The organism is Brachybacterium sp. sponge (genome assembly GCF_001613775.1).
Classification (GTDB): domain Bacteria; phylum Actinomycetota; class Actinomycetes; order Actinomycetales; family Dermabacteraceae; genus Brachybacterium; species Brachybacterium conglomeratum.
This window is the reverse complement of sequence record NZ_LRMP01000002.1, coordinates 966,263-991,912: the sequence shown is the minus strand read 5'-3', so window position 1 is coordinate 991,912 and position 25,650 is coordinate 966,263. Positions and strand designations below refer to the sequence as shown.

Annotated in this window: 20 protein-coding genes; 11 read left to right on the top strand and 9 right to left on the bottom strand. The window is 73.1% G+C overall.

Going from position 1 to position 25,650, the window contains the following annotated elements; genetic code table 11:
• Positions 1-1,980 (bottom strand): acetate--CoA ligase, encoded by a 1,980-nt coding sequence (gene acs, locus A4A78_RS12380; RefSeq protein WP_062949627.1) that lies wholly within the window; start codon positions 1,978-1,980, stop codon positions 1-3.
• Positions 1,981-2,120: 140 nt separating this feature from the next.
• On the opposite strand from acs, the gene A4A78_RS12375 reads away from it, so the two are divergent.
• From A4A78_RS12375 to A4A78_RS12365, 3 genes are read left to right on the top strand one after another with little or no spacing between them, the layout of a single operon-like run.
• Entirely contained in the window at positions 2,121-3,224 is a 1,104-nt protein-coding gene (locus tag A4A78_RS12375) for an NADH:flavin oxidoreductase/NADH oxidase (protein ID WP_062949897.1), read from the top strand.
• Positions 3,225-3,243: 19 nt separating this feature from the next.
• Positions 3,244-4,092, top strand: coding sequence for an SDR family oxidoreductase (locus tag A4A78_RS12370; RefSeq protein WP_062949625.1), 849 nt, complete (start codon positions 3,244-3,246; stop codon positions 4,090-4,092).
• The gene (locus A4A78_RS12365) at positions 4,089-5,396 is read left to right on the top strand and encodes an AMP-binding protein (RefSeq protein ID WP_062949623.1); all 1,308 of its coding nucleotides are present in this window, start codon (positions 4,089-4,091) and stop codon (positions 5,394-5,396) included. Before A4A78_RS12370 ends, A4A78_RS12365 begins: the two co-directional genes overlap by 4 nt.
• Here A4A78_RS12365 and A4A78_RS12360 read toward each other — a convergent pair.
• Together A4A78_RS12360 and A4A78_RS12355 are read right to left on the bottom strand one after the other, a co-directional pair.
• On the bottom strand, positions 5,377-6,771 hold the full coding sequence (locus tag A4A78_RS12360) for an L-serine ammonia-lyase (RefSeq protein ID WP_062949621.1): 1,395 nt from the start codon (positions 6,769-6,771) through the stop codon (positions 5,377-5,379). The two genes, A4A78_RS12365 and A4A78_RS12360, sit on opposite strands and share 20 nt — an antisense overlap.
• Positions 6,772-6,882: 111 nt before the next feature.
• On the bottom strand, positions 6,883-8,523 hold the full coding sequence (locus A4A78_RS12355) for a DEAD/DEAH box helicase (protein WP_062949895.1): 1,641 nt from the start codon (positions 8,521-8,523) through the stop codon (positions 6,883-6,885).
• A gap of 69 nt (positions 8,524-8,592) precedes the next feature.
• Between A4A78_RS12355 and panD the strand changes: the two genes are divergently transcribed.
• The 5 genes from panD to A4A78_RS12330 all read left to right on the top strand — a co-directional run bounded on the left by panD (position 8,593) and on the right by A4A78_RS12330 (position 15,706).
• The gene (panD, locus tag A4A78_RS12350) at positions 8,593-9,018 is read left to right on the top strand and encodes an aspartate 1-decarboxylase (RefSeq protein ID WP_062949619.1); all 426 of its coding nucleotides are present in this window, start codon (positions 8,593-8,595) and stop codon (positions 9,016-9,018) included.
• 162 nt (positions 9,019-9,180) lie between these two features.
• Positions 9,181-10,107: an AEC family transporter gene (locus A4A78_RS12345; protein ID WP_062949617.1), complete on the top strand. Its 927-nt coding sequence runs from the start codon at positions 9,181-9,183 to the stop codon at positions 10,105-10,107.
• Positions 10,108-10,358: 251 nt separating this feature from the next.
• Positions 10,359-13,316 (top strand): leucine--tRNA ligase, encoded by a 2,958-nt coding sequence (leuS, locus tag A4A78_RS12340; RefSeq protein ID WP_062949615.1) that lies wholly within the window; start codon positions 10,359-10,361, stop codon positions 13,314-13,316.
• A 199-nt stretch (positions 13,317-13,515) separates the two neighbouring features.
• Positions 13,516-14,730, top strand: a complete 1,215-nt coding sequence (locus A4A78_RS12335; protein ID WP_062949613.1) for a hypothetical protein — start codon at positions 13,516-13,518, stop codon at positions 14,728-14,730.
• A 100-nt stretch (positions 14,731-14,830) separates the two neighbouring features.
• Positions 14,831-15,706, top strand: a complete 876-nt coding sequence (locus tag A4A78_RS12330; RefSeq protein ID WP_062949611.1) for a WXG100 family type VII secretion target — start codon at positions 14,831-14,833, stop codon at positions 15,704-15,706.
• 92 nt (positions 15,707-15,798) lie between these two features.
• Here the strand turns inward: A4A78_RS12330 and clpB are convergent, their stop codons facing one another.
• Positions 15,799-18,441, bottom strand: coding sequence for an ATP-dependent chaperone ClpB (gene clpB / locus A4A78_RS12325; RefSeq protein ID WP_062949609.1), 2,643 nt, complete (start codon positions 18,439-18,441; stop codon positions 15,799-15,801).
• 286 nt (positions 18,442-18,727) lie between these two features.
• Here clpB and A4A78_RS12320 point away from each other — a divergent pair, with 286 nt between their 5' ends.
• Positions 18,728-20,125: a PrsW family intramembrane metalloprotease gene (locus A4A78_RS12320; RefSeq protein ID WP_062949607.1), complete on the top strand. Its 1,398-nt coding sequence runs from the start codon at positions 18,728-18,730 to the stop codon at positions 20,123-20,125.
• Between the two features lie 91 nt (positions 20,126-20,216).
• Here the strand turns inward: A4A78_RS12320 and A4A78_RS12315 are convergent, their stop codons facing one another.
• The 4 genes from A4A78_RS12315 to A4A78_RS12300 are packed head-to-tail and all read right to left on the bottom strand — an operon-like array spanning position 20,217 to position 23,045.
• Positions 20,217-20,657 carry an RNA-binding S4 domain-containing protein gene (locus A4A78_RS12315; protein ID WP_062949893.1) on the bottom strand — a complete coding sequence of 147 codons (441 nt, stop codon included), beginning with the start codon at positions 20,655-20,657 and terminating at the stop codon, positions 20,217-20,219.
• Positions 20,654-22,198, bottom strand: coding sequence for an amidase (locus tag A4A78_RS12310; RefSeq protein WP_062949605.1), 1,545 nt, complete (start codon positions 22,196-22,198; stop codon positions 20,654-20,656). The genes A4A78_RS12315 and A4A78_RS12310 overlap by 4 nt, the downstream gene beginning before the upstream one ends.
• The gene (locus A4A78_RS12305) at positions 22,195-22,704 is read right to left on the bottom strand and encodes a low molecular weight protein-tyrosine-phosphatase (protein ID WP_062949603.1); all 510 of its coding nucleotides are present in this window, start codon (positions 22,702-22,704) and stop codon (positions 22,195-22,197) included. The genes A4A78_RS12310 and A4A78_RS12305 overlap by 4 nt, the downstream gene beginning before the upstream one ends.
• Positions 22,705-22,715: 11 nt before the next feature.
• Positions 22,716-23,045, bottom strand: coding sequence for a GNAT family N-acetyltransferase (locus A4A78_RS12300; protein WP_062949601.1), 330 nt, complete (start codon positions 23,043-23,045; stop codon positions 22,716-22,718).
• Between the two features lie 24 nt (positions 23,046-23,069).
• Here A4A78_RS12300 and A4A78_RS12295 point away from each other — a divergent pair, with 24 nt between their 5' ends.
• Entirely contained in the window at positions 23,070-23,435 is a 366-nt protein-coding gene (locus A4A78_RS12295; protein ID WP_010551005.1) for a DUF952 domain-containing protein, read from the top strand.
• Positions 23,436-23,526: 91 nt separating this feature from the next.
• Positions 23,527-24,162: an L-threonylcarbamoyladenylate synthase gene (locus A4A78_RS12290; protein ID WP_062949599.1), complete on the top strand. Its 636-nt coding sequence runs from the start codon at positions 23,527-23,529 to the stop codon at positions 24,160-24,162.
• 89 nt (positions 24,163-24,251) lie between these two features.
• Here the strand turns inward: A4A78_RS12290 and A4A78_RS12285 are convergent, their stop codons facing one another.
• Entirely contained in the window at positions 24,252-25,562 is a 1,311-nt protein-coding gene (locus A4A78_RS12285) for an MFS transporter (RefSeq protein WP_062949597.1), read from the bottom strand.
• Positions 25,563-25,650: the final 88 nt, after the last annotated feature.

Sequence of the window (25,650 nt, the reverse complement as noted above, 5' to 3'; positions counted from 1 at the left end):
TCAGGACTTCCCGGACATCCCCTGCTGGATCAGGTCCATCACCGAGGCGTCGGCGAGGGTCTGGGTGTCCCCCACCTGGCGGTTCTCGGCGACGTCGCGCAGCAGGCGGCGCATGATCTTGCCCGAGCGGGTCTTGGGCAGCTCGGTGACCACCAGCACCCGCTTCGGCTTCGCGATCGGGCCGATCTCCTTGCCCACATGGGCCCGCAGCAGCTCGGGGACCTTCTCCTCGCCGCCGGCGGCCGCGATCTCCTCGTCGCTGCCGCCGCGCAGGATCACGAAGGCGACGGGAGCCTGCCCGGTGGTCTCGTCGTTCGCGCCGACCACCGCGGCCTCGGCGACCCAGTCGTGGCCGACCAGCGCGGACTCGATCTCCATGGTCGAGAGGCGGTGTCCGGAGACGTTCATGACGTCGTCCACGCGGCCCAGCAGCCAGATGTCGCCGTCCTCGTCGCGCTTGGCGCCGTCTCCGGCGAAGTAGAGGCCCTCGAAGCGGGACCAGTAGGTCTCCTTGAAGCGCTCCGGGTCGCCCCAGATGCCGCGGAGCATGCCGGGCCAGGGCTTGTCGAGCACGAGATAGCCGCCCTCGCCGTTCGCGACCGACGTCCCGCTCTCGTCCACGACGTCCGCGCCGATCCCGGGCAGCGGCACCTGCGCGGAGCCGGGCTTGGTGGCGGTGATGCCGGGCAGCGGCGAGATCATGATGCCGCCGGTCTCGGTCTGCCACCAGGTGTCCACGATCGGGCAGCGGTCCCCGCCGATCACGCGGCGGTACCACATCCATGCCTCGGGGTTGATCGCCTCGCCGACGCTGCCGAGCAGGCGCAGGGAGGAGAGGTCGTGCTTCGCGGGGATGTCCTCGCCCCATTTCATGGCGGTGCGGATCGCGGTGGGCGAGGAGTAGAACAGGGTGACCCCGTGCTTCTCGACGATCTCCCACCAGCGGCCCTGGTGCGGGGTGTCCGGAGTGCCCTCGTAGATCACCTGCGTGGCGCGGTTGGCCATCGGGCCGTAGACGACGTAGGTGTGCCCGGTGATCCAGCCGACGTCGGCGGTGCACCAGTACACGTCGGACCTCGGCTTGAGGTCGAAGACGTTGCGGTGGGTGTATGCGGCCTGGGTGAGATACCCGCCGGTGGTGTGGACGATGCCCTTGGGCTTCCCGGTGGTGCCGGAGGTGTAGAGGATGAACAGCGGGTGCTCGGCCTCCACCGGCACCGGCGCGTGCTCGGTCGAGGCGGTCTCCCTCGCCTCGTGCCACCACACGTCACGGCCCTCGGTCCACTCCACGTCCCCGCCGGTGCGGCGCACCACGAGGACCTTCTCGACGGAGTCCGCGCCGCCGGCGAGCGCCTCGTCGACGGCGGGCTTGAGCGGGAGCTGCTTGCCGCGGCGGTTCTGCCCGTCGGCGGTGATCACCACGCGCGCCTCGGCGTCCTCGATCCGGGAGCGCAGCGCGTCGGCGCTGAAGCCGCCGAAGACGACCGAGTGGGGCGCGCCGAGGCGGGCGCAGGCGAGCATCGCGAAGACGGCCTCGGGGATCATCGGCAGGTAGATCGCGACGCGGTCGCCGGTCCTCACGCCGAGGTCCACGAGCACGTTCGCCATGCGGGAGATCTCGTCCTTGACGTCCGCATAGGTGAACGTGGCGTCGGAGCCGTCCTCGTACTCGGCCAGCAGCGCGACCTGGTCGCCGTGGCCGGACTCGACGTGGCGGTCCACGCAGTTGTAGGCGACGTTGAGGGTGCCGTCGGCGAACCAGCGCGCGAAGGGCGGGTTCGACCAGTCCAGCGTCTCGGTGAAGGGCGTCTCCCAGCTCAGCAGGCTCGCGCGCGAGCGCCAGAACGCGAGGCGGTCCCGCTCGGCCTCCTCGTAGAGCGAGGGGCGGGCGACCGCGTCCTGCACGAACTCGGTGGGCGGGGAGAAGGTGCGGGTCTCCTGGGAGAGGTTCTCGATCCCGGTGACGGCCTCGTCAGTCATGAACACTCCTGCTTCACGGGCCCCGGGGGCGACCGGGGCGGATGGACGCGAACACCGTATCGCAGGAGATGCACGTCACGCTCGCGATGATCATGGGCGGACCGACGCCCTCCGGGCCGGGCCGACTACCGTGGGGGACCATGGCCCCCGACCCCGCCGTCACCCCCACCCTGCTCGCCCCGGCGCAGCTGCGCCGCCTCGAGATGCGCAACCGCATCTGGCTCGCCCCGATGTGCCAGTACATGGTCGAGGAGCGGGACGGGGTGCCCACCGACTGGCACCTGGTGCACCTCGGCGCGCGGGCCGCGGGCGGCTTCGGGATGATCGTCACGGAGGCGACGGCGATCTCCCCCGAGGGACGCATCAGCCCCCAGGACACAGGGCTGTGGAACCGCGAGCAGACCGACGCGTGGCGGCGGATCACCTCCTTCTGCCAGGGCCAGGGCGCCCGCATCGCCGTGCAGCTCGCCCATGCCGGCCGCAAGGCCTCCACCTGGCCGGCCCTGCCCCGCTACCGCGCGCGGCGCGGCACGGTGCCGGAGTTCGCCGCGGGCTGGCGCACCGTCGGCCCCACCCCGGAGCCCTTCCCGGGGCTGGACGCGCCCGATGCGCTGGGAAAGGAGGAGATCGCCGGGGTGGTCGCCGACTTCGTCGCCGCGACCGGCCGGGCCGAGGAGGCGGGCTTCGACGCGGTCGAGCTGCACTTCGCCCACGGCTATCTCGTCCACGAGTTCCTCTCGCCGCTGGTGAACACGCGCACCGACGAGTACGGGGGCGACGGGCCGGGACGGCGCCGCCTGGCCCGGGAGATCGCCGCGGCGGTGCGCGAGGCCTGGCCGGCCGATCGCCCGCTGATCGTGCGCATCAGCGCGACCGACTGGATCGACGGGGGCTGGGACATCACCCAGTCCGTCGAGCTCGCCCGCGAGCTCGAGGAGGTCGGCGTCGACGCCCTGCACGTCTCCACCGGCGGTGCCGTCATCGCGGACATCGCGGTGGGCCCCGAGTACCAGGTCGGCTTCGCCCGGACGCTGCGCGATGCCGTCTCGATGCCGGTCGCGGCCGTCGGCCTGATCACCGATCCGCACGGCGCCCAGGAGGTGCTCGAGCGCGGGGACGCCGACTTCGTGGCCGTGGGCCGGGCGGCCCTGCGCGAGCCGGGCTGGCCCCAGCGCGCCGCGCACGAGCTGGGGGTGCGCGATCCCGCGCTCTACCCCGGCGCCTACCACCGCGGCTCCTGGTGAGCGGCACGGCAGGTCGACGATGATCCTGGTGACCGGGGCGAGCGGCGGCGTCGGCACAGCGCTGTGCCTGGAGCTGGCCGCGCGCGGCGAGGACCTCGCGCTCACCGCCCGGGATCGGGGCAGGCTCGAGACGCTGGCCGAGCGGGTGCACGCAGCGGGCGGCACCGCCACGGTCCACCCCTGCGATCTGCGGGACCAGGAGGCGGTCGCGGAGCTCGCCGCGGAGGTGCTCGCGCTGCACGGGGCACCCTCCGCCGTCGTCTCCCTCGCGGGCCACTCGCTGCGCCGCTCCCTCGCCGACACGATCGGGCGCCCGCACGACCTCGTGCGTCTCACGGGTACGAACATGCTCGGCCCGGCCGCGCTGCTGCTCGCCCTGCTCGCGCCGATGAGCCGCGCCGGCGGGGGACGGCTCCTCGTGGCCACCAGCGCCTCCGCCCGGATCCCGACCCCGGGCTGGGCGGCCTACGGCGCCTCGAAGGCGGGGCTGGACGCCTGGCTGCGCGCGATCCGGCCCGAGGCGGAGCAGGCCGGGGTGCGGATCACCGTGGTCGAGCTGCCGCTGGTGGCGACCGCGATGGCCGCCCCGACCTACGGCGACCGGCCCCGGGGAGCGCTCACGCCCGCGCAGGCCGCCGCCCGGGTGCTGCGGGGGCTGGACCGCGCCCCGGCGCTGATCTCCCCGCCCTGGGCACGGCTCGCCGCGGTGCTCTCGCAGGCCGCGCCCGCCCTCGCGGCCCGTGGTGCGGGCGCCGGGGCGGAGCTCGCTCGGAGGCTCGCCGCCCGCACCCCCGCTCCGCGCGGCGGCGGCGAGCAGGGCCGGGGGCCCGACGGGCAGGGCCTCGCCGACCAAGAGCGACGGCGATGAGGCACCGGACCCCGGCCGGGCTCCGGGGCAGCGGGAGGGCGGCCCGGGCCCGGGCCTCCCGCCCCCGCGCTCCCCTGGCCCTGCCCGCCCTGGACGTCGGCGCCGCGCTGCGCGCGCGGGTCGGAGCGAGGCCGCGCGCCGTGGTGCTCGTGGACCGTCACGGCACGCTCACCGGAGGCGAGCTGCTGGACCTCGTGCGTCTGCACCGCAGCGGCACCGCCACGGCGGACCGCGCCGGACTCGCCGCCCTGCCGGCCGAGGCCTCGCTGCGCCAGGTGCTCGCCGCGGTGCTCGCCGGCCCCGAGATGCTGGAGCTGCGCTCGAGCGGCTCCACCGGCGCTCCCCGGCCGCAGCGGCGCGGTCCCCTCTCCCCCGCGCAGCTGCTCTCCCTGGCGGACCTCGCCCGTCGGATCGGGCTGCGGCCGGGCCGGGTCACGGCCTGCGCGGCGCCGGGGGTGCACGGCCACGGCCTGGTGGCGACGCTGGGCGCCCTCGCCCTCGGCGCCCCGCTCGTGGACCTCACGCATCTGCCTGCCGCGGAGCGCATCGCCCTGCTGCACCGCACCTCGCCCGCGCTGCTCACCGGGGTGCCGGTGCACCTCGCGGACCTGCTGCGCGCGGACCGGGAGCTCGGCGGCGGGCGTCCGCTCGCGATCGACCGCGTCGTCGCGGGCTCCGACGTGCTCTCCCCCGTGCTGCGCGCGGACCTCGCGCGCCACTTCCGGGCACGGGTCCACGACGTCTACGGCACCACCGAGACCGGCTCGCTGTGCGTGGACGGTCGCCCTCTGCACGGCGTGCACCTGCGGGAGCTCGACGGGCTGCTGTGCGCCCGCACCCCGTTCACGGGCGGTCGGGAGCTGGTCACCGATCGCGGGGAGATCACGGAGGGCGGGATCGTGCGCGTGCTGGCCCGGGCGGACGGCTCGGTCTCCTCCGGCGGGATGCTCCACGACCCCGCCGCGACGGTGCGCGTGCTGCGCTCCGCTCCCGGCGTCGCGTCGGCGCGGCTGCAGGTGGTGCCCGATGCGCGCTTCGGCGTGCGGACCCTCGCCGAGGTGGTCCTCGCCCCGGCCGCGGCGGACGCGGTGCCGCCGAGCGTCGAGGAGCTCCGGACCCTGGTGCGGGACCGGCTGGGCGCCGCGGCGGTGCCCCGCGAGGTGCGGATCCTGCCGCCGGGCGCGGCGAGCGCGGCGCCGTCGGGACCCGACGGCGAGGGGCCCGCCCCGTCGGGAGAGGGCCCCTCGGCCCCCTGGGGCTTCAGCGGGCCGATGGACGGTCCGCTCAGCAGTCCGGGACGCTGACCGGCACCGCGGTGACCGCGAGCCCGCCCATGGCGGTCTCCTTGTAGCGCTCGGACATGTCCTTGCCCGTCAGCCGCATCGTCTCGATGACGGTGTCGAGGGAGACGAAGTGCTCGCCGGTGCCGCGCAGCGCGAAGCGCGCCGCGGTGATCGCCTTGACCGCCGCCATCGCATTGCGCTCGATGCAGGGCACCTGCACCAGACCGCCGACGGGGTCGCAGGTCAGGCCCAGGTTGTGCTCCATCGCGATCTCGGCGGCGTTCTCGACCTGGGCGGGCTTGCCGCCCATCACCTCGCACAGCGCCGCGGCCGCCATCGAGCAGGCCGAGCCCACCTCGCCCTGGCAGCCCACCTCGGCGCCGGAGATCGAGGCGTGCTCCTTGTAGAGCGAGCCGATCGCCCCGGCGGTCAGCAGGAAGCGGACCGCGATCTCGTCGGGGTCCACGCCCTCGATGTAGTTGGTCGCGAAGAAGAGCACGGCCGGGATGATCCCGGCGGCCCCGTTGGTCGGCGCGGTGACGACGCGGCCGCCGGCGGCGTTCTCCTCGTTCACGGCGAGCGCGGCGAGGGAGACCCATTCGAAGGAGTTCATGGGCAGGCGCGCCGGATCCTCGGCGGAGAGCGAGTCGTACCAGGAGGCGGCGCGTCGCTTGACCTCGAGCCCGCCGGGCAGGATCCCGGGGGTGCGGATGCCTCGCTGGATGCAGTCGTCCATGGTGCGCCAGATCCTCAGCAGGCCCTCGCGGATCTCCTCGTCGTCCCGCCACTGCCTCTCGCGCAGCAGCATCGCGTCGGAGATCGAGATGCCCCGGTCCTCGCACACCCGCAGCAGCTCGGCTCCGGTGGTGAAGATGGTGCGGCCCTCGTCCTCCGCGGCGACCTCCGCGATCGAGCGGTCCATGTCCGCCTCGTCGACGACGAAGCCGCCGCCGACGGAGAACATCGGACGGCGCACGAGCTCGGCGCCGCCCGCGTCCTGGGCGATGAAGGTCATCCCGTTGGAGTGCTGGGGCAGGAAGGTCAACGGGTGCAGCACGATCGAGGAGGGTCGCAGGGACACCTCGAGCCGGCCGTCGAGCAGCAGCCCGCCCTCGGCCTCGATCCGCTCGACGCGCTCCCTGCCCGCGACCGGGTCCACGGTCTCCGGATCCGAGCCCTCCAGGCCCATCACGATCGCGGAGAGGGTGCCGTGCCCCTCGCCGGTCGCGGCGAGCGAGCCGTACAGGTGGACCTCGACCTCGGCGACCTGGGGACCCGTCTCCGGGTCCGAGAGCACCTCGTGCGCGAACTGCGCCGCCGCCCGCATCGGCCCCACCGTGTGGGAGCTCGACGGGCCGATGCCGATCTTGAACATGTCGAACGTGCTGATGCTCACCGCAGTCCTCCTCGACGTCCTCGTCGTGTCGGTCGTGCCCGTCGCGCGTGCGGCCGGGCACTGCGTGCCGTGACCGAGGGTGCTCTCCCCCGACGCGTCACGGCAAGACGATCATCGTCCCCCGTGCCGGCGCGGGCCGCGGCTCGGCGCGCCGGAGCGGCCACGGCCGCCCGCGCGTCCGGTGCCCCGGCCCTGGCCGGAGTCCTGGCCGCGCCCTGAACCGCCGGAGTCCCTGCCTCCGCGGCCGGTGCCGCCGGAGCCCTTGCCGCCGGACCCCTTGCCGGCGCCGGAGCCCTTGCCCGCACCGCGCCCGCCGCCGCGGGGTCCCTGCGCCCCGCCTCGTCCGGCGCCCGCGCCCTTGCCCCGGCCGGGAGCGCCGCCGCGCCGCGGCCCCACGCGGCGCTCCTGCGACGGCTCCTCCTCCCAGGAGGCGCGGCGCTCCTCGTTGGTGCGTCGCGCCTCGGCCTTGCGCTCGTCGGCGCCGCGGGAGCGGGAGAGGTCGAGCTTGCGGGGCGCGCCCTTGTACTTCACGCGGGCGGGGTCGTCGACCGGCTCCCCGGCCGGGGTGCGGCCGCCCAGCTCCTCGAGCACGGGGTGCTCGGCGTCCTCGACGTCCTCCGCCCAGCGCGGCTCGACCTCCGCCTCGCCCAGGATCCGACGAGCCTGTCGGATCTGATGGGGAAGGGCGAGGGTGACCACGCTGCCGGCGGCGCCGGCGCGGGCGGTGCGGCCGGAGCGGTGGACGTACTCCTTGACGTCGTCCGAGGGGTCCACGTGCACCACCATCGTCACGTCGTCGATGTGGAGGCCGCGGGCGGCGACGTCGGTCGCGACCAGCACGGGGAAGGCGCCCTGGCGGAAGCCGGCCAGCACGTTCGTGCGCAGCCCCTGCTGCTTGTTGCCGTGCAGGGCCGCGGCGCCGATCCCCACCTCGACGAGCTCCTGGGCGACGCGCTCGGCGCCGAGCTGGGTGCGGGTGAACATCAGGGTGCGTCCCTCGCGGGCGCCGAGCTGGGCGGTCACGGCGCGCTTCACGGACGGGGCGATCGCCAGGACGGTGTGCTCCATGGTCTTCACCGCCGCGGTGACCGGGGTGGTCTCGTGGCTGATGGGGTCGACGAGGAAGGTGTCGACGATGTCCTCGACCTGCCCGTCGAGCGTCGCGGAGAAGAGCATCTTCTGAGTGCCCATCGGGACGGCGGCGAGGATGTCGCGCACGTCGGGCAGGAACCCGAGGTCGGACATGTGGTCGGCCTCGTCGATCACGGTCGACTCCACCAGGTCCAGCTGCAGCGCGCCGCGCTCGGCGAGGTCGATCAGGCGTCCCGGGGTCGCCACCACGATGCCGACACCGCGGGCGACCGCGTCGGCCTGCTTCTCGATGTTCATGCCGCCGGAGACCAGCTGGGCGGAGATCCCGACCGCGCGGGCGAAGGGGTGGATCGTGTCGACGACCTGCACCGCGAGCTCGCGGGTGGGCACGAGCACCACGCCGAGCGGCCGACGGCGATGCACCTTGCGGCCGCGGAAGCGGGAGGTCATCGCGAGGGTGAAGGCGAGGGTCTTGCCGGAGCCGGTCTCCGCGCGGGCTAGCACGTCGCGGCCCGCGAGGGCGTCGGGGAGGATCGCGGACTGGATCTCGAAGGCGCGCTCGAGCCCCTGCGAGGCGAGCACGCCGAGCAGCTCGTCGGGCAGCGCCATGTCCTCGAACCGCTCCGAGAGATGGGCGGAGCGGCGGCGAGCCTTGGGCATGGTGATCCTCCTGACGACGACGAGCACTCCCATCATCCAGCATCTCGCACTCATGGGATAATGCGAGCGATGTTGCGCACTCTCATGACCTCGAAGATCCACCGGGCCACGGTCACGCAGGCGGACCTGCACTACGTGGGCTCGGTGACGATCGACCCCGTCCTCACCGAGGCCGCGGGTCTCGTCGAGCACGAGCAGGTCACGATCGTCGACATCGCCAACGGCCACCGCCTGACCACCTACGTCATCGAGGGCGAGCGCGGCAGCGGCGTGATCGGCATCAACGGCGCCGCGGCGCACCTGGTCTCCCCCGGCGACCTCGTGATCATCATGGCCTACGGACAGCTGGACGCGGCCGAGGTCGCCTCCCATCACCCGCGCGTGGTCCACGTCGACGAGGACAACCGCATCGTCGCGATCGGCGAGGACGGCGCGCAGCCCGTCCCCGGCATGCCCGACCAGATCGACGGCCGCACCTCCCACGGCATCCGCTGACCCCGCGTCTCGGCGACGTCCGGCCGCACGGACCCCGGGAAGCTGGGCACGGGGTCGCACCCTCCCCGTCGGCCCGTGTCCGACCCGCGAACGCAGGAAGCCCCTTTCCGCCTGGCCCTATAGGATCGGTGCGGTGACCTCCTCCGCACCCCTTCCTCCCCAGTGAGCGGCGTCCTCGCGGGCTTCTTCATCGTCTGGTCCATGATCGGCGTGGGCTGGGTGGTGGGACGCACCGGCGTGCTCGGCGCCCACGGCCGCTACGTCCTGAACCGCACCACCTTCTTCGTCGCCTCCCCCGCGCTGGTCCTGGTGGGGCTGCTCGGCTCTGATGTGCGCTCGGTGTTCTCCCTGCCGATGCTGGTGGCCGGGCTGTCCGGGCTCGGCACCGGCGCGCTGCTCATCGCCGGGGTGGCCCTGTTCACGAAGCGGCGCGGCGCGGATCTGGTGGTCACCGCGATCAGCGGCTCCGTCGTCAACGGCGCGAACATGGGCTTCCCGATCGCCGCCTACGTGCTCGGGGACATCTCCCACGCCCTGCCGGTGATCCTCTTCCAGCAAGCGGTCTACACGCCTCTCTACCTCTTCGTCCTGCACCGGGTCACGGAGAAGGACGCCCAGGGCGCGGCCGGGGTGCTGCGCAGCATCGTCGCGAACCCTGTCATCATCGCCTCGGCCATCGGGCTGGTGCTCGTGCTGATCGGAGTCGAGGTCCCGGGCGTGGTGCTCGAACCGGTCCAGTCCCTGGCCGACATGGCGATCCCGGCGATGCTGCTGGCCTACGGGCTGTCGTTGCACGGCTCGCGCCCGCTCGCGAAGGACGACGGATATCGCGGCCTGATCGCCGTCGCCTCCGGTGCGAAGCTCCTCGCCATGCCGCTGATCGCGCTCGGGATCGGGCTGCTGCTCGGCATGCGGGGCGCCCACCTGTACGAGGTCGTCGTGATGGCGGCGCTGCCCACCGCGCAGAACGTGTACGTCGCCGCCGCCCGCTACCGCGCCTCGGAGAACCTCGCGCGGGACACGGTGCTCATCACGACGATCGGGACGGTGCTCGTGCTCCTGCTCATCTCCGCGGTGCTCGAGGTCTGATCGGGCGGGTCCCTCGGGGACGGGCGCGCTAGGATGGCCCGGTGACGGAACGGCTGCTGCTTATGCAGCCGCGTCGGACAAGGCCCGCGACCGTGTCGCGCTCCTGAGCGAGCGCCCGGCCACGACGAGGCACCGACGCGGCCCCCCTCGCCTGCGCGAGGGTTTTTTCATGTCACGAGGCCATCACCCCACTGCCTGACCCACTGCCTGGCGGCCCCGGCCGCACTGATCCTTCGGAGGACGATCCACCCATGAGCGAGGCACCCCACCGGTACACGGCCGCGATGGCGGACGAGATCGAGCTGCGCTGGCAGCAGCGCTGGGACGAGGAGGGCACCTTCCACGCCGACAACCCCGTCGGCGAGCTGCGCGGCACCGCCCCCTCGCTCGGGGAGGCCACCGCCGCCGCCACCTCCTCGTCCGAGAAGATGTACATCATGGACATGTTCCCCTACCCCTCGGGGTCGGGGCTGCACGTCGGCCACCCGCTGGGCTACATCGCGACCGACGTGGTCGCCCGTCACCAGCGGATGCTCGGCAAGAACGTGCTGTACACGATGGGCTACGACGCCTTCGGCCTGCCCGCCGAGCAGTACGCCGTCCAGACCGGCACCCATCCGCGCACCACCACCGAGGCGAACGTCGCGAACATGCGCCGCCAGCTGCACCGGCTGGGCCTGTCCCATGACGCGCGCCGCTCGCTGGCGACCACGGACCCCGAGTTCGTGAAGTGGACGCAGTGGATCTTCCTGCGCATCTTCGACTCCTGGTACGACCCGGACGCCCCGAACGCCGACGGCGTGACCGGGCGCGCCCGGCCGATCGCCGAGCTGCGCGAGGAGCTGCGCGCCGGCACGATCGACCCCTTCGCCCTCGCGGGCCGCCAGGGCCTGGAGATCCCCGCCTCCTGGCAGGGCCGCAGCGCCGCCGAGGTCCCCGGCGCCTCCGACGCGGAGATCGCGCAGCTCGCCGACGGCTTCCGCCTGGCCTACATCTCCGAGACGCCCGTGAACTGGTGCCCCGGCCTCGGCACGGTGCTGGCCAACGAGGAGGTCACTGCCGAGGGCCGCTCCGAGCGCGGCAACTTCCCCGTCTTCACCCGGCGCCTGCGCCAGTGGAACATGCGCATCACCGCCTACGGCGACCGCCTGGTCGACGACTTGGACCGGGTGGACTGGCCCGAGTCGATCCGCTCCATGCAGCGCAACTGGATCGGCCGCAGCCACGGCGCGCAGATCAGCTTCCCCGTCACCGGCCTCGCGGGCCGCGAGGACGCCGGCTTCGACGTGTTCACCACGCGCGCCGACACCCTGTTCGGCGCGACCTTCTGCGTCCTCTCCCCCGAGCACTCCCTGCTGACGGACGTCTCCGCCCTGCCGGAGGCGTGGCCCGAGGGCACGCACGAGGCCTGGACCGGCGGCGCCGCGAGCCCCCGCGAGGCCGTCTCCGCCTACCAGGCGCGCGCCGCCTCGCTGGACGAGGACGAGCGCACCGAGGAGGGCCGCGAGAAGACCGGTGTGTTCACCGGCCTGTACGCGACGAACCCGATGGACGGCCGCGAGCTGCCCGTCTTCACCGCCGACTACGTGCTGATGGGCTACGGCACCGGCGCGATCATGGCCGTGCCCGCCGAGGACGAGCGCGACTTCGCGTTCGCGGACCGCTTCGAGCTGCCCGTGATCCGCACTGTCCGCCCGCCGGAGGACTTCACCGGCGGGGCCTGGACCGGCGAGGGTGAGAAGATCAACTCCGCCTCCGCGGACCTGGATCTGAACGGCCTGGACAAGGACGAGGCGAAGGCGCGCGCCACCGCCTACGCCGAGGAGAAGGGCTTCGGCCGGGCCCGCACCACCTACCGCCTCCGGGACTGGCTGTTCTCCCGGCAGCGCTACTGGGGCGAGCCCTTCCCGATCGTCTACGACCCCGCGGATCCCGAGACCCCGATCGCGCTGCCGGAGTCGATGCTGCCGGTGGACCTGCCGGAGGTCGCGGACTTCTCCCCGAAGACCTTCGACCCGATGGACGCCGATACCGAGCCGCAGACCCCGCTCTCGCGCGCCGAGGACTGGGTCGAGGTGGAGCTGGACCTCGGCGAGGGGCCGAAGACCTACCTGCGCGAGACCAACACGATGCCGCAGTGGGCGGGTTCGTCCTGGTACCACCTGCGCTACATCGACCCCACCGACGACGAGGTCCTGGTGCGGCCCGAGAACGAGAAGTACTGGCTGGGCGCCCGTGAGGAGGGCGGCGTCGGCGGCGTGGACCTCTATGTCGGCGGCGTGGAGCACGCGGTGCTGCACCTGCTGTACGCGCGGTTCTGGCACAAGGTGCTCTTCGACCGCGGCGACGTGACCAGCCAGGAGCCCTTCCACCGCCTGTTCAACCAGGGCTACATCCAGGCCTACGCCTACACCGACTCCCGCGGCGTGCACGTGCCGGCCGAGGAGGTCGTCGCGGAGGCCGACGGCACCTTCACCTACCAGGGCGAGCCGGTCACCCAGGAGTACGGGAAGATGGGCAAGTCGCTGAAGAACGCGGTCGCGCCCGACGACATGTACGAGGAGTACGGCGCGGACACCCTGCGCGTGTACGAGATGTCGATGGGGCCGCTGGACCTCTCCCGCCCGTGGGAGACCCGCGCCGTGGTCGGCTCGCAGCGCTTCCTGCAGCGCCTGTGGCGCCTCGTGGTCGACGAGGAGACCGGGAAGCTGACCGTCTCCGACGAGCCGGCGGACCTGCCCACGAAGCAGGCCGTGCACCGGACGATCGACGGCGTGCGCCGCGACATGGACCGGATGCAGTTCAACACCGCCATCGCGAAGCTCATCGAGCTGGTCAACCACCTCACCAAGCAGCTCACCTCGACCGGTACCGTGCCGCGCGAGGCCGTGGAGCCGCTGGTGCTGATGGTCTCCCCGCTCGCCCCGCACCTGGCCGAGGAGCTGTGGGTGCGCCTGGGCCGCTCCGGCGGGATCTCGCGGGTGGCGTACCCGGTCGCGGATCCGGAGCTGCTGAAGGCTGATCAGGTCACCTGCGTCGTCCAGGTCAAGGGCAAGGTCCGTCACCGGATCGAGGTCGACCCCGAGATCTCCGCCGAGGACCTCGAGGCCGCCGTCATGGCCGAGGACCGGGTCAAGGAGCTGCTCGAGGGGCAGACGGTGCGCAAGGTGATCGTCCGCGCCCCCAAGATCGTGAACATCGTGGTCTGAGACCGGGCGGCCGTCGGCCCCGTCGCTCCCTGGAGCGGCGGGGCCGACGCATGTCCGGCCGTGGTCGTGTCGGGCTCGGGCTCGGGCTCGGACTCGGATTCGGGCCGAGGGCCTGCGACCGTTCCTCCACATCCGGCCGTCGTCCACATCGAGGCCCGGCCCCGGGCGGCGCGGACCGAGCGATCCCTAGCCTCGCGCCATGGACACCTTCTGCGGATGCGACACCGAGACCCTGGACGATCTGGCCGAGCGGGTGCGCGAGGGCGCGCTGCGCCTGATCCAGTTGATCGAGCTGCTGCGCGAGGCCGTCGAGTCGGTCGACTGGACCGGCCCGGACGCCGACGCCCACCGTCACCGCACCGCGACGATGGCCGAGCACGGCCTCGCCGCCGGCGCCGACCTGCGCGCGAAGGCGCTGGAGCTGAGACGCCATGCGTGGGAGCAGGAGCGGGCCTCGGAGCTCGACCCCGGAGCGGCGGTGCGGGCCGAGCTCCCCGGGGACGGGGGCGGCGAGGGGGTCTTCGAGGATCCCGGCCGCTGGATCGGCGGCCCGATGGCACCGGCGGATCCGCTCGACCCGCTGCCCGGACTCCGCGGCCTGCGCGGCCTGCCGACGCCGCCCGGTGGCTGGGGTCCGTGGGTCGGAGGCCCGATGGCTCCGGCGGACCCGCTGGATCCGCTGCCCTCGATCCCGACGCCGAGCGGCGGCTGGGGTCCGTGGATCGGCGGGCCCTTCATGCCGTCCCCTCCGCCGCCCGCAGTGTCGGGACCTCTGCCCGAGGGTGAGCAGTTCGCACTCGATCCGGAGATCGTCGCCGAGGCGCGCGGCGACCGCGAGCTCGCCCTCGGCTCCGTCCCGGTCGCCGGTCAGATCCAGACCGCGCTCGGCCTGCACGAGGAGCTCGGGCACCTCAACGATCGCCTCGACGAGGCGGCCGACGGCACGGTCTTCGAGCCCCTGGCCCGCGTGGCGCGAGTTCCCCACACCGTGACCGAACCGGTGCTGGGCGAGGGCTCCACCGCCGGCCAGCTGGCGGGAGTCCTCGATCGGAGCTGGGCGAACGTCCTCCAGACCGGCTCCGAGGTGACCGCCGCCGTCGGCGAGGGCGACCTCGCCGCGGCCGCGCGCGCCGGCGAGCGCGGGCTGTACCGCAGCGCGGAGAACTCCGCGGATCTGCTCACGATCACGCCGATCCCGGCATATGCGGAGTCGGGCGCGGATCTGCTCGGCGAGGGGGCCGACGCGGTCCGCGGGATCAGCCCGGAGGCGGCTGCCGGGCTGGAGAGCGCCGAGGCCACGGTCCGGGAGGACGTCGAGGGCCTCACGGACTTCCGCGAGACCCACACCGACGGGGAGACCTGGTACGACGCACGACGTCGCTACGCGCCGATGCCCTGGGATCCGCAGGGCTGACACGCGGGACAGAGCCGTGCATCTCCGACGTGACGCCCCGGCTCGGCATGGGAAGCAGTCCCATCGACCGCTGCGACGCAGCGCGGCATGATATTGCGCCATGACCTTCCAGGGTGCCGACACCGATCAGCTGCGCGAGACCGCCTCCGCCTTCGAGCGAGGAGCCGAGTCGCTCGAGACGCTGCTGACCACCCTGTCCGGTGTCGTGAGCGCGGTCGACTGGCAGGGACCGGACGCCGACCGCTTCCGTTCCGACTTCGAGCGCCTCGTGCAGCAGGCCGACGTGACCGCATCGGACGTCGCCGAGCGTGGTTCCCGACTCGAGCAGGAGGCCGAGGAGCAGGATGAAGCGTCGTCCGGCGGCGGTGCGGGTGCCGATGCCGGACCGGGTGGCCCGACCCCTCTCGACCGAATACGCCGGATCTTCGGTGGCCTGTCCAGCTCCGACGGAACCTCGGATGCCGAGGAGAAGTTCCGGGAGGTCTCGAAGGAGATCTTCAACAAGGTCGCGGACAAGGTCGGCGACTCTCGGGAGCTGCCCACCTGGGCGCGGCGACTGACGAAAGGAGTCGCCGCCGGAGTCAACGTGTACCCCGAGATGGAAGAGATGTACCAGCACCTCGCCGCGGGCGAGACCGGCCTTGCGATCGGCGATGGCTTCGAGATCGTCTGGGGTGCTGCTCCCCACCCGGTCGCGGCTCTCGGATCCATGGCGAACGAGGAGTTCACCGGTCCCGGCGAGGACGCCACCTCCCCCTTCGAGAAGTGGGGACAGATCCAGGAGGAGAGCTTCGGCGCGCGCTACGGCGAGAAGGTCGGGGGCGATATCTCGCACCTGCTGGGTTTCGAGGACGAAGGCACGATGGACAACCTGATCACCTCGGGCGGCGGAGTCGCCGGGTGGACGACGTTCTCGGCCTTCGGCCCGACAGGTTTCCTGAACCAGGCCAGCGGCGTCTGGAACTCACGGGACTGACGAAGTCCGAGAACGCTTGACCGAGCATGACGAGGTCCCGGTGCAGGGCTGAGCCCGCACCGGGACCTCGATCCCGCAGAGAGGTGCCGAGGTCATTCCTCCCGGGATGCAGGGACGTCGTCCTCGACAGACGTGCCGAGCACGAGCCCGTCACCGTCGGCCGCGGTGGTGACCGTGACCGTCTGGCCGTCCTGCACCTGGCCGCGCAGGATCAGGCGGGCGAGGCCGTCGCCGATCTCCTTCTGCACCAGGCGCTTGAGCGGCCGCGCTCCGTACATCGGGTCGAAGCCCTCCTCGGCGAGCCAGCGCGTGGCCGCCTCGTCGACCTGCAGCGCGATGCGCCGCTCGGCCAGACGCTCCGCGACCTCCTGGATCTGCAGGGTGACGATGCTGCCGAGCTGCTCGCGGGAGAGCGCGTCGAACAGCACGATGTCGTCGAGCCGGTTGAGGAACTCGGGCTTGAAGGAGGCGCGCACCACCTGCATCACACGGTCGTGCTTCTCCTGCTCGGTCAGCGCCGCATCCTGCAGAGCATGGGCGCCGAGGTTCGAGGTGAGGATCAGGATCGTGGAGCGGAAGTCCACGGTCCGGCCCTGTCCGTCGGTGAGCCGGCCGTCGTCGAGCACCTGCAGCAGCACGTCGAACACGTCAGGGTGCGCCTTCTCGATCTCGTCCAGCAGCACCACCGAGTAGGGGCGTCGCCGCACCGCCTCGGTGAGCTGGCCGCCCTCGTCGTAGCCGACATAGCCCGGGGGCGCTCCGACCAGCCGTGCGACGGTGTGCTTCTCGGAGTACTCCGACATGTCGATGCGGATCATCGCCCGCTCGTCGTCGAAGAGGAACTCGGCCAGCGCCTTGGCCAGCTCGGTCTTGCCCACGCCCGTCGGGCCCAGGAACAGGAACGAGCCGGTGGGACGGTTCGGGTCGGAGATCCCGGCCCGGGCCCGGCGCACCGCGTCGGAGACCTCGGAGACCGCACGCTCCTGCCCGATCAGCCGCTTGCCGATCAGCTGCTCCATCTGCAGCAGCTTCTCCGTCTCCCCCTGCATCAGACGCCCGGCGGGGATGCCCGTCCAGGCGGCGACCACCTCGGCGATGTCATCGGGGCCGACATGGTCGGCGACCATCGGCCGCTCGTCCTCGCCCTCTGCGCGGCCCTCCTGCTCCTCGGCCTCGCGCAGCTGCTGCTTGAGCGAGGGGATGTCGCCGTAGAGGATCTTGGAGGCCGCAGTGAGGTCGCCCTCGCGCTGCGCTCGGTCGGCCTGCATCCGCAGCTGCTCGAGCTGCGCCTTGAGATCGCCGACCAGGTTCAGCCCGGCCTTCTCGCGCTCCCAGCGGGCGGAGAGCTCCTGCATCGCCTCGGTGCGGTCGGCGAGCTGGGAGCGGACGGAGTCCAGGCGGGCCAGCGAGCCCGGGTCGTCGCTCCCGGCGAGCGCGAGCTCCTCCATCTTCAGCCGGTCCACCTGGCGCCGCAGGATGTCCAGCTCCTCGGGGGAGGAGTCCAGCTCCATGCGCTGGCGCGAGGCGGCCTCGTCCACCAGGTCGATCGCCTTGTCCGGCAGCTGGCGCCCGGCGATGAACCGGTCGGAGAGGGAGGCAGCGGCGACCAGTGCGGAGTCGGTGATGGTGACCTTGTGGTGCGCCTCGTACTTGTCCTTCAGACCGCGCAGGATCGTCACGGTGTCCTCGACGCTCGGCTCCCCCACCAGCACCTGCTGGAAGCGGCGCTCGAGCGCGGGGTCCTTCTCGATGTTCTCGCGGTACTCGTCCAGCGTGGTCGCGCCGACCATGCGCAGCTCGCCGCGGGCGAGCATGGGCTTGAGCATGTTGCCGGCGTCCATCGAGCCGTCGCCGGAGCCGCCCGCGCCGACCACGGTGTGCAGCTCGTCGATGAAGGTGATGATCTGGCCGTTGCTGGTGCGGATCTCTTCCAGGACCGCCTTCATCCGCTCCTCGAACTCGCCGCGGTACTTGGAGCCGGCGACCATCGAGGAGAGGTCCAGGGAGATCAGGCGCTTGCCGCGCAGAGAGTCGGGGACGTCGCCGGCGACGATGCGCTGGGCGAGACCCTCGACCACGGCGGTCTTGCCCACGCCGGGCTCGCCGATCAGGACGGGGTTGTTCTTCGTGCGGCGGCTGAGCACCTGCACGACGCGGCGGATCTCGGCGTCGCGTCCGATCACCGGGTCGAGGCGTCCCTCGCGGGCCTGCTCGGTGAGGTCGATGCCGAACTTCTCGAGGCTCTGGAAGGTGCCCTCGGGGTTCTGGGAGTCCATCTGATTCATGCGGTCATCTCCTGGGGTGAGTGTGCGGACGGCATCGCGGAGAGCTCGTGGGGTGGCGCCGACGCTGCTGAGCAGCCTCGAGGCCGCGTCCTTGCCGAGTGCGATGCCGATTAGCAGATGCTCGGTGGACAGGTAGGTGCGGTGGGCGGCGTCGGCCTCGTGGCGCGCCGCCTCGAGGGCGTCGTAGCCGGTGCCGACGAAGGTGGGCGAGGACTCCGCGCCCCCGCCGGAGACGCGGGGCAGGGATTCGATCGCCTGCTCCGCGCGGCGGATCACGTCCAGGGGATCGACGCCGACGGCCTCGAGCGCGGCGCGGGCGATCCCGTCGACCTGCCCGGCGAGCGCCCACAGCAGGTGCATCGAGCTGATCTGGGGGTTGCCGAGCTCGACGGCCTTCTCCGCTGCCGCGGTGACGGCCTCCTGCGAGCGGGTGGTGAACTTGAACTCCACGGTGCTCCTTCTGCTGTGCGGGCCCTTCCGGGCGGTGGTCTCGGGATGATCATCCCTGCTCGATGGGGTCAACGTCGACAGGGTTGAGTCTATTCCGCTCAACTTCGCGGTCGTCGAGCCGCAGGGACGGGAGCTCGTCCACAGGCGGCCCGGCGCCCGGGTGTGCGGCGCGTCTCCCCTGTAGCATCGACCCGGAGCCGCGCACCGTCCGTCCAGGGGAACCGACGCCGACGGGGGCGTCGGCCCCGCCTGCATCCCCGCACCTCCTCCAGAGACCGAGGCCTCCATGTCCCAGTCCCCCTACCCGCCGCAGGGCGGCCAGTACATGCCCAACGGTCGCCCGCGGCCGGGAGCGACGCAGTCCGCGCCCGGGGCACCGTCCTTCCAGCAGCAGCCGCGCTACATCGACTACGGCAATCCCCGGGCCTACGACACCTCGGTGCGTCCTGCCTCGGGCCTGACCGCCGCGCGCTTCGCGCCGGCGCAGATCCAGCGCCCCGACCAGGCCCAGCCGCAGTCGGCCTGGTCAACCCAGACCCGTCGGGTGCACGAGGTCTCGCAGAACCCCACGCAGCTGCCCGCGGTGAGCATCCTGGTGTGGATCTCGCTGATCGTGCTCGGCTTCGCCCTGCTGCTGGTGCTGGGCTACTTCTTCCTCGAGTTCGTGCTCACCGCGAGCTCGAGCCCGGCCTGGTGGCCGGTGACCGCCTTCCTCGCCGGGATCTCCCTGGTGGTGATCGGCCTGGTGATGTTCCTGGCCGACCGATGGGACCCGCAGCCCTTCCCGCTGCTGCTCATCGCGGTGTTCTGGGGCGCGGCGATCGCGGCCTTCGGCAGCTACTGGATCAACTCCCTCAACAGCCTGCTGGTCTACATGGTCACCGGCAGCGAGGCGGCCGTCGCGTTCGCCGGCCCCGTGATCAGCGCGCCGCTGGTGGAGGAGACCACCAAGGGCGCGGGCCTGCTCGTGCTGATGCTGCTGGCGCGCCGCTACTTCAACGGGCCGCTGGACGGGCTGATCTACGGCTCCCTGATCGGCGGCGGGTTCGCCTTCACCGAGAACATCATCTACTACACCCGGATCCTCGAGGAGGCGGGCGGCTACGGCGTGCTGTTCCTGTTCCTGCTGCGCGGGCTGGGGAACATCTTCGGCCACGCGATCTACACCGCCTGCACCGGCGTCATCGTCGGCTTCGTGGCCCGCAAGTGGGGCTCCATCATGGGCTTCCTGGTGTTCATCCCCGCGCTGATCCCCGGCATGCTGCTGCACGCGGCGTGGAACTTCACCGCCGGCCTCGGCGGCGGCCTCGGGATGACGGTCCTCATGTACGGCGCGAAGTTCCTCCTCTCCTGCTGCTTCCTGGTGTTCATCGTCGTGCTGATCTGGGACGAGTCCCGGCTGACCCGCGTGCGCCTGGGCGACTACGCGAACCAGGGCTGGCTGACCCACGAGGAGGTCGACATGCTCGCGACCTGGAAGGGGCGCCGCGAGGGCAAGCGCTGGGCCACCCAGATCGGCGCGAAGCCCGTGATGAAGAGGTTCATCCGCGAGAGCGCGGACCTCGCCTCGATCCGCCAGCGCCTCCTGGCCGACGGCGCGAACCCGAAGGTCGTCCAGATCGAGCGGAACCTCCTGCAGCGCCTGACCAGCAACCGCCAGGAGCTGCTCTCCCACGCCCGCTGAGCAGCGCCGTCACGACCAGGGCACAGCCCTCACGCCACAGGCCCCGCCCCCGATCACCGGGGGCGGGGCCTGTGCCGTGAAGGACGACGGGTCAGCGCTCGTCCTCGCTCCAGGGGTGCTGGTCGCGGCCGCGCAGGCGCTCGAACTGGCGCCGCTCGCGCTTCGTGGGACGGCCGGTGCCCCGCTCACGGCGGGGCGGCGCCGCGGCGAGCTGCGGGACCGGCTCCGGGCTGTGGTCCTCGTAGGCCTCACGCGCGATGGGGGCGCCGACGCGCTTGGTGAGGATCCTCGTGACGACCACGATCTTCTCCCGGCCCGGGGAGCGCACCCGCAGCTCGTCGCCGACGGAGATCCGCTGGGCGGCCTTGACCGGCTCGCCGTTGCGGCGCACATGGCCGCCGCGGCAGGCGGCCGTCGCGGCCGAGCGCGTGGGCATCAGCCGGGCGCTCCACAGCCACACGTCCAGCCGCACCGACGTCGGGCCCGACGAGGCCCCGGTCCCGGAGGCCGGGCCCGTTCCCCCGTCGCTCATGCCGCGTGCGGCGTCCGCACGAGCGGCCACGGGTCGTGCGCCTCGAGCTGGGCGGCGAGGGCGAGCAGGAGCGGCTCGTCGCCGGGCCGCGTGGCGCCGAGCTGGACGCCGAAGGGCAGCTCCACGCCGTCCACCGCTTCGCGGTGCAGCGGCACCGAGAGCGCGGCGGTGCCGAGCATGTTCCAGGTGCTGGTCCACGGGGTGAAGGCGCACTGGGCGGCGAAGTCCTCGGCGCCGTCGGCGAGCTGGAGCGTCTCCGGGAACGCGGGCGGGGCCGCGAGGGACGGGGTGAGCACCACGTCGAAGGAGGCGAAGTCCTCGAGGGTGCCGCGGGCGAGGGCCTGCACCCCGCTGAACGCGGCGGCGAGGTCGACGCCCGTGTATGCCCTGCCCTGCTCGCGCAGCCAGCGGGTCAGCTCCAGCAGCTGCCCCTCCTGCGCGGGCTCGAGCGGGATGCTTGCCGCGCCGACGGTCCACAGCGGCATGAAGGCGGTCCACTGCTCCGGGGTGAACGGGGCGGGGATCTCCTGCGTGCTGTGCCCGAGGTCCTCCAGCAGGCGCACGGCCCGCTCGAGGCCGGCGAGCGCGGCCGGGTGCACCTCGGTGTCCGCGGCCAGCGGCTCGCACAGCACGCCGATGCGCAGCCCCCGCGGCGCCGCGCCCTGCTCGAGCCGTGCGAGATAGGTCCCCTCGTGGGCGGGGGCCGGCATGAAGTCGCCGGGGCGGGGCCCGGCGATCAGGTCGAGGCCCGCCGCGAGATCGCGCACCTCGCGGGCGAGGACCCCGTCGGTGACCAGCCCCATCCCCTCGCCGCCGTACGGTCCGGGCGAGACGAGGCCGCGGGACGGCTTCAGCCCCACGATCCCGCAGCAGGCGGCGGGGATCCGCACCGAGCCGCCGCCGTCGGAGCCGTGGGCGATCGGCACGATGCCGCTGGCGACCGCGGCGGCGGCGCCGCCGCTGGATCCTCCGGCGGTGCGGCGCAGGTCCCAGGGGGTGCGGGCCGGCGCGCCGGTCGCGGGCTCGGTGTAGCAGGGCATCCCGAACTCGGGGGTCGTGGTCTTGCCGACGGTGAGGGTGCCGCCGTCGAGCAGACGCTGCGCGACCCCGTCGGTGCGCGTGGCGATGTTCCCGCGCAGCGCCGCGCTGCCGGCCTCGAAGGGGGCGCCGGCGAGCTGGGTGAGGTCCTTGATCGGCATCGGCACCCCGAGCAGGGGGTGGCTGCGGGAGAGCTCCCCGAGGGCGCCGTCGGTGCGGGCCGCTTCCAGGTGCTCCCCCGCCTCGCGGGCCTGGGCGAGGGTGAGCTCCTCGAGGACGTGGGCGAAGGCCCCGACCTCGGCGCCGACGGTGCGGGCGCCGTCGAGCGCCGCCTCGGCGAGGGAGACGGGATCGAGCTCGCCGGAGCGCAGGGCCGCGGCGGTGGCGAGGGCGCCGAGCGGCGCATCCGTCGGCCCGGAGGCGCCCCGAGGCGCGCCCGCTCCCCCGTCGGCCTCCTGGCTCGCGCCTGCCGGGTCGCCGGGCTGTGGGGTCGCGGCGGTCACCGCCTGACCCCGTCCTGCGCGCCCTGCTCGAGTCCGGCCCGCGCGTGGTCGAGGATCCCGTCGACGGCCTCGGTGATCTGCTCCCATGTGAGCTCGAAGTCGCTCTCGTCGCCGTACCAGGGATCACGGATGCCGGTGTCCTCGACGGGCTCGGGGGCGAAGTCGCGGACCATGCGCAGCGTCTCGGCCGCCCGGTCGGCGCCGAGCACCGAACGGATCGGGTCGACGTGGTCGTGGTCCAGGGCGAGCACGAGATCCGCGCTCCTCAGCTCCTCGGGATCCATCCGTCGGGCCCGGTGGCCGGAGGGGTCGATCCCGTGCTCGCGCAGCAGCGCCCCGGCGCGCGGATCGATCGGGTTGCCGCTCTCCCAGCCGGTGGTGCCGGCGGAGGCGATCTCCACCTCCCCGGCGAGGCCCTCCGCCTCGACGGCCTCGCGCAGCGCGTACTCGGCCATGGGCGAGCGGCAGATGTTGCCGGTGCAGACGGTGAGGATGCGGTAGGTCAACGTCACTCCTGTCAGGTGGTCGAAGGGGTCGTCCCGGGGTCCTCCAGCAGATCCGCGTACTCGGGATGACGCTCGATGAAGCCGCGGACGAACCAGCAGGTGGGGCGGACCTTCAACCCTCGGGCGCGGGTCTCCTCGAGGGCGAAGCGGACGATCGCCGAGCCGATCCCGCGCCCCGAGCGGTCCGGGGCGACGACGGTCGAGCGCAGGTCGCGCACCTCGTCCTCGTCCTCGAAGGCGAGGACGGCCACGACGGTCTCGCCCTCGAGGGCGGCGAAGCGGTCGCGATCGTCGTCGTGGACCAGGCGCACCGCGCCCTGGTCGGCGGAGGTCTCATCCATGCCGGTCACGGTACACTGCCGCTCATGCCCTCGCCCCTGATCTGGCACATCACCGAGTCGGCCGCCTGGGAGGCGGCGGTCCCGGAGGGCGTCTACACCCGCGCGACCCGCGGCAGGGACCTCGCCGAGGAGGGCTTCCTCCACGCCTCCTGGCCCGAGCAGGTCTCGAAGGTCGCCAAGCGCATCTACCCCGACCGCCCCTCGGACCTCGTGATCCTCGAGATCGACGTGGGCCGGGTCGAGGCGGCCGGCATCGCCGTGGACATCGAGGCCGACGTCGACGGGAAGGGCCGCGGCTACCCGCACATCATGGGGCCGCTCCCGGTCAGCGCGGTGGTGCGCCTGCGGCGCACCAAGTGGATCGGCCGGGAGTTCGTGGTCGTCGCCTGACCCGGCCCGTGCCCGCCCCGGCGCCGGCCCCGACGCGCGCCCTGCCCGCGCGGGACCGCCCCGCCCGCTCCGTGCGGGCGTACCATCGGGCATGGCCAGATCACGTCGCTCCGCGAAGTATCTCGACATCCATCCGGAGGATCCGCAGCCCCGCCTGATCGAGCAGGCGGTCGCCGCGCTCGAGGAGGGCGGCCTGATCGCCTATCCGACGGACTCCTGCTACGCGCTGGGCTGCCGTCTCGGGGACGCGGACGGCCTCGAGCGGATCCGTCGCATCCGCCAGGTCGGCAAGGACCACCACTTCACGCTCGTCTGCGCGGACTTCGCCCAGCTGGGGCAGTACGTGCTGGTCTCCAACCCGACCTTCCGCCTGGTCAAGAACGCGACCCCGGGGCCGTACACCTTCATCCTCCCCGCGACCCGGGAGGTGCCGCGCAAGATGGCCCATCCCAAGAAGCACACCGTCGGGGTGCGGATCCCCGATCACCGGGTGGCCCATGCGCTGGTCGAGGCGCTCGGCGAGCCGATCCTGTCCTCGACGCTGCTGCTGCCCGGGCAGGAGGACCCGCCCTCGGAGGGCTGGGTGGTGCAGGACCTGCTGGGCGGGCAGGTCGACGTGATCATCGACTCCGGCGAGGTGGGGATCGAGCCGACCACCGTCGTGGACCTCACCGGGTCCGAGCCCGTGATCGCCCGTGAGGGCGCGGGGGACATCGACCGGATCTGAGCGGCGAGACCCCGCCCCGTCCGTCCGACTCCGCACCGGCCCCTCCTGGCGGCTCCCCGCCGCCTCGCCCCGCCCCGGCCTCGGGATCCTCAGCCCTGCGCCGCGGTCCGGCGGGTGGAGAGGACCCCGGAGAACGCGAGGATCCCCAGCGCGTAGATCGGCACCAGCCACAGCGCGTAGCGCAGCGTCAGCGCGTCCGCGAGCGCGCCGACGAGCGGCGGGGTGAGGAAGAAGCCGAGCCGCGCGAACCAGCCCACCACCGTGATGCCGACGCCGGAGGGCACGCCCGGGAGGTTGTCGGCCGTGCGGAAGGCCGCCGGGAACAGGGTGGCGATCCCCCAGCCCGCCGCCGCGAAGCCGAGCAGCGCGGTCGCCGGGCTGGGCAGCAGCAGGGCGATGCTCATCCCGACCAGGGCGATGAGGGCGCCGACGCGGGCGGTGACGCGGTCGCCGAGCCGGTCCACGATCGCGTCGCCGGTGAAGCGGCCGATCGTCTGGGCGCCCTGGAGGGCGACGAAGGCCATGCCGGCCAGGAACGGGGTCGCCTCGAAGGTGGAGCGCATGAACAGCGCGCCCCAGGTGTTGCCGGCGTCCTCGGTCGACCCCGCGAACACGAGCACCATGCCCAGCGCCGCCACAAGCCCCAGCGAGCGCAGGCCCATCCCCGCGATGCGCCGCCCCGCGGGCGCGACCGGCGGCACCTCGGCGGCGGAGGCGGCCGACGGACCCGCCGGGGAGTCGCTCGATGCCCCACCGGTGCCCTCCGTCGCGGCGGCCGGCGCGCGCTCGGTCGAGTCGTCGCCCGGGAGCAGGAACCGGTAGGAGCCCAGCACGAGCGCGCCGAAGACGATCAGGCCCGCCACGCCCTGCGCCCACAGCGGCAGTCCGACCTGCGCGGCGGCCGCGCCGAGCAGCCCGCCGAGGACCGCGCCGAGCGACCACCAGCCGTGGTAGCTGTTCATGATGGAGCGTCGGTAGCGGCGCTCGACCCGCATGCCGTGCGCGTTCATGGAGATGTCGGTGAGCGCGTCGGCGGCCTGGGCCAGCAGCAGCGCGGCCGTCAGCCACAGCCAGGAGCCGGAGACGTAGATCGCCAGGTGAGAGGTCGAGGCGAGCAGCTGGAAGGCCACGGAGGTGCGGGCCGAGCCGAAGCGGGACATCAGCCGGGCGGCGAACAGCCCCGCGAGCAGCCCGCCGAGCGGCCCCAGCCCCACCGCGAGACCGAAGGCGGTGTTGCTCAGCCCGATCGACTCCACCAGCTCGGGATACCGCGGCAGGATCGCGCAGAAGGAGGCGCCGTTGAGGAAGAAGATCAGCGAGACCGCCCGGCGCGCGAGCATCGCGTCGCGCGGCACGGAGGGGCGGAGGGCGTCGTCGGCCGACGGGGAGTGAGCGTTCACGATGCACCATTGTCCGTCACGACGGGGGCTGCGTCACGCCGGATCCTCGCAGGGGCTCTCCCGGGCGGTCGGGCCGGGCTGGAGCGTC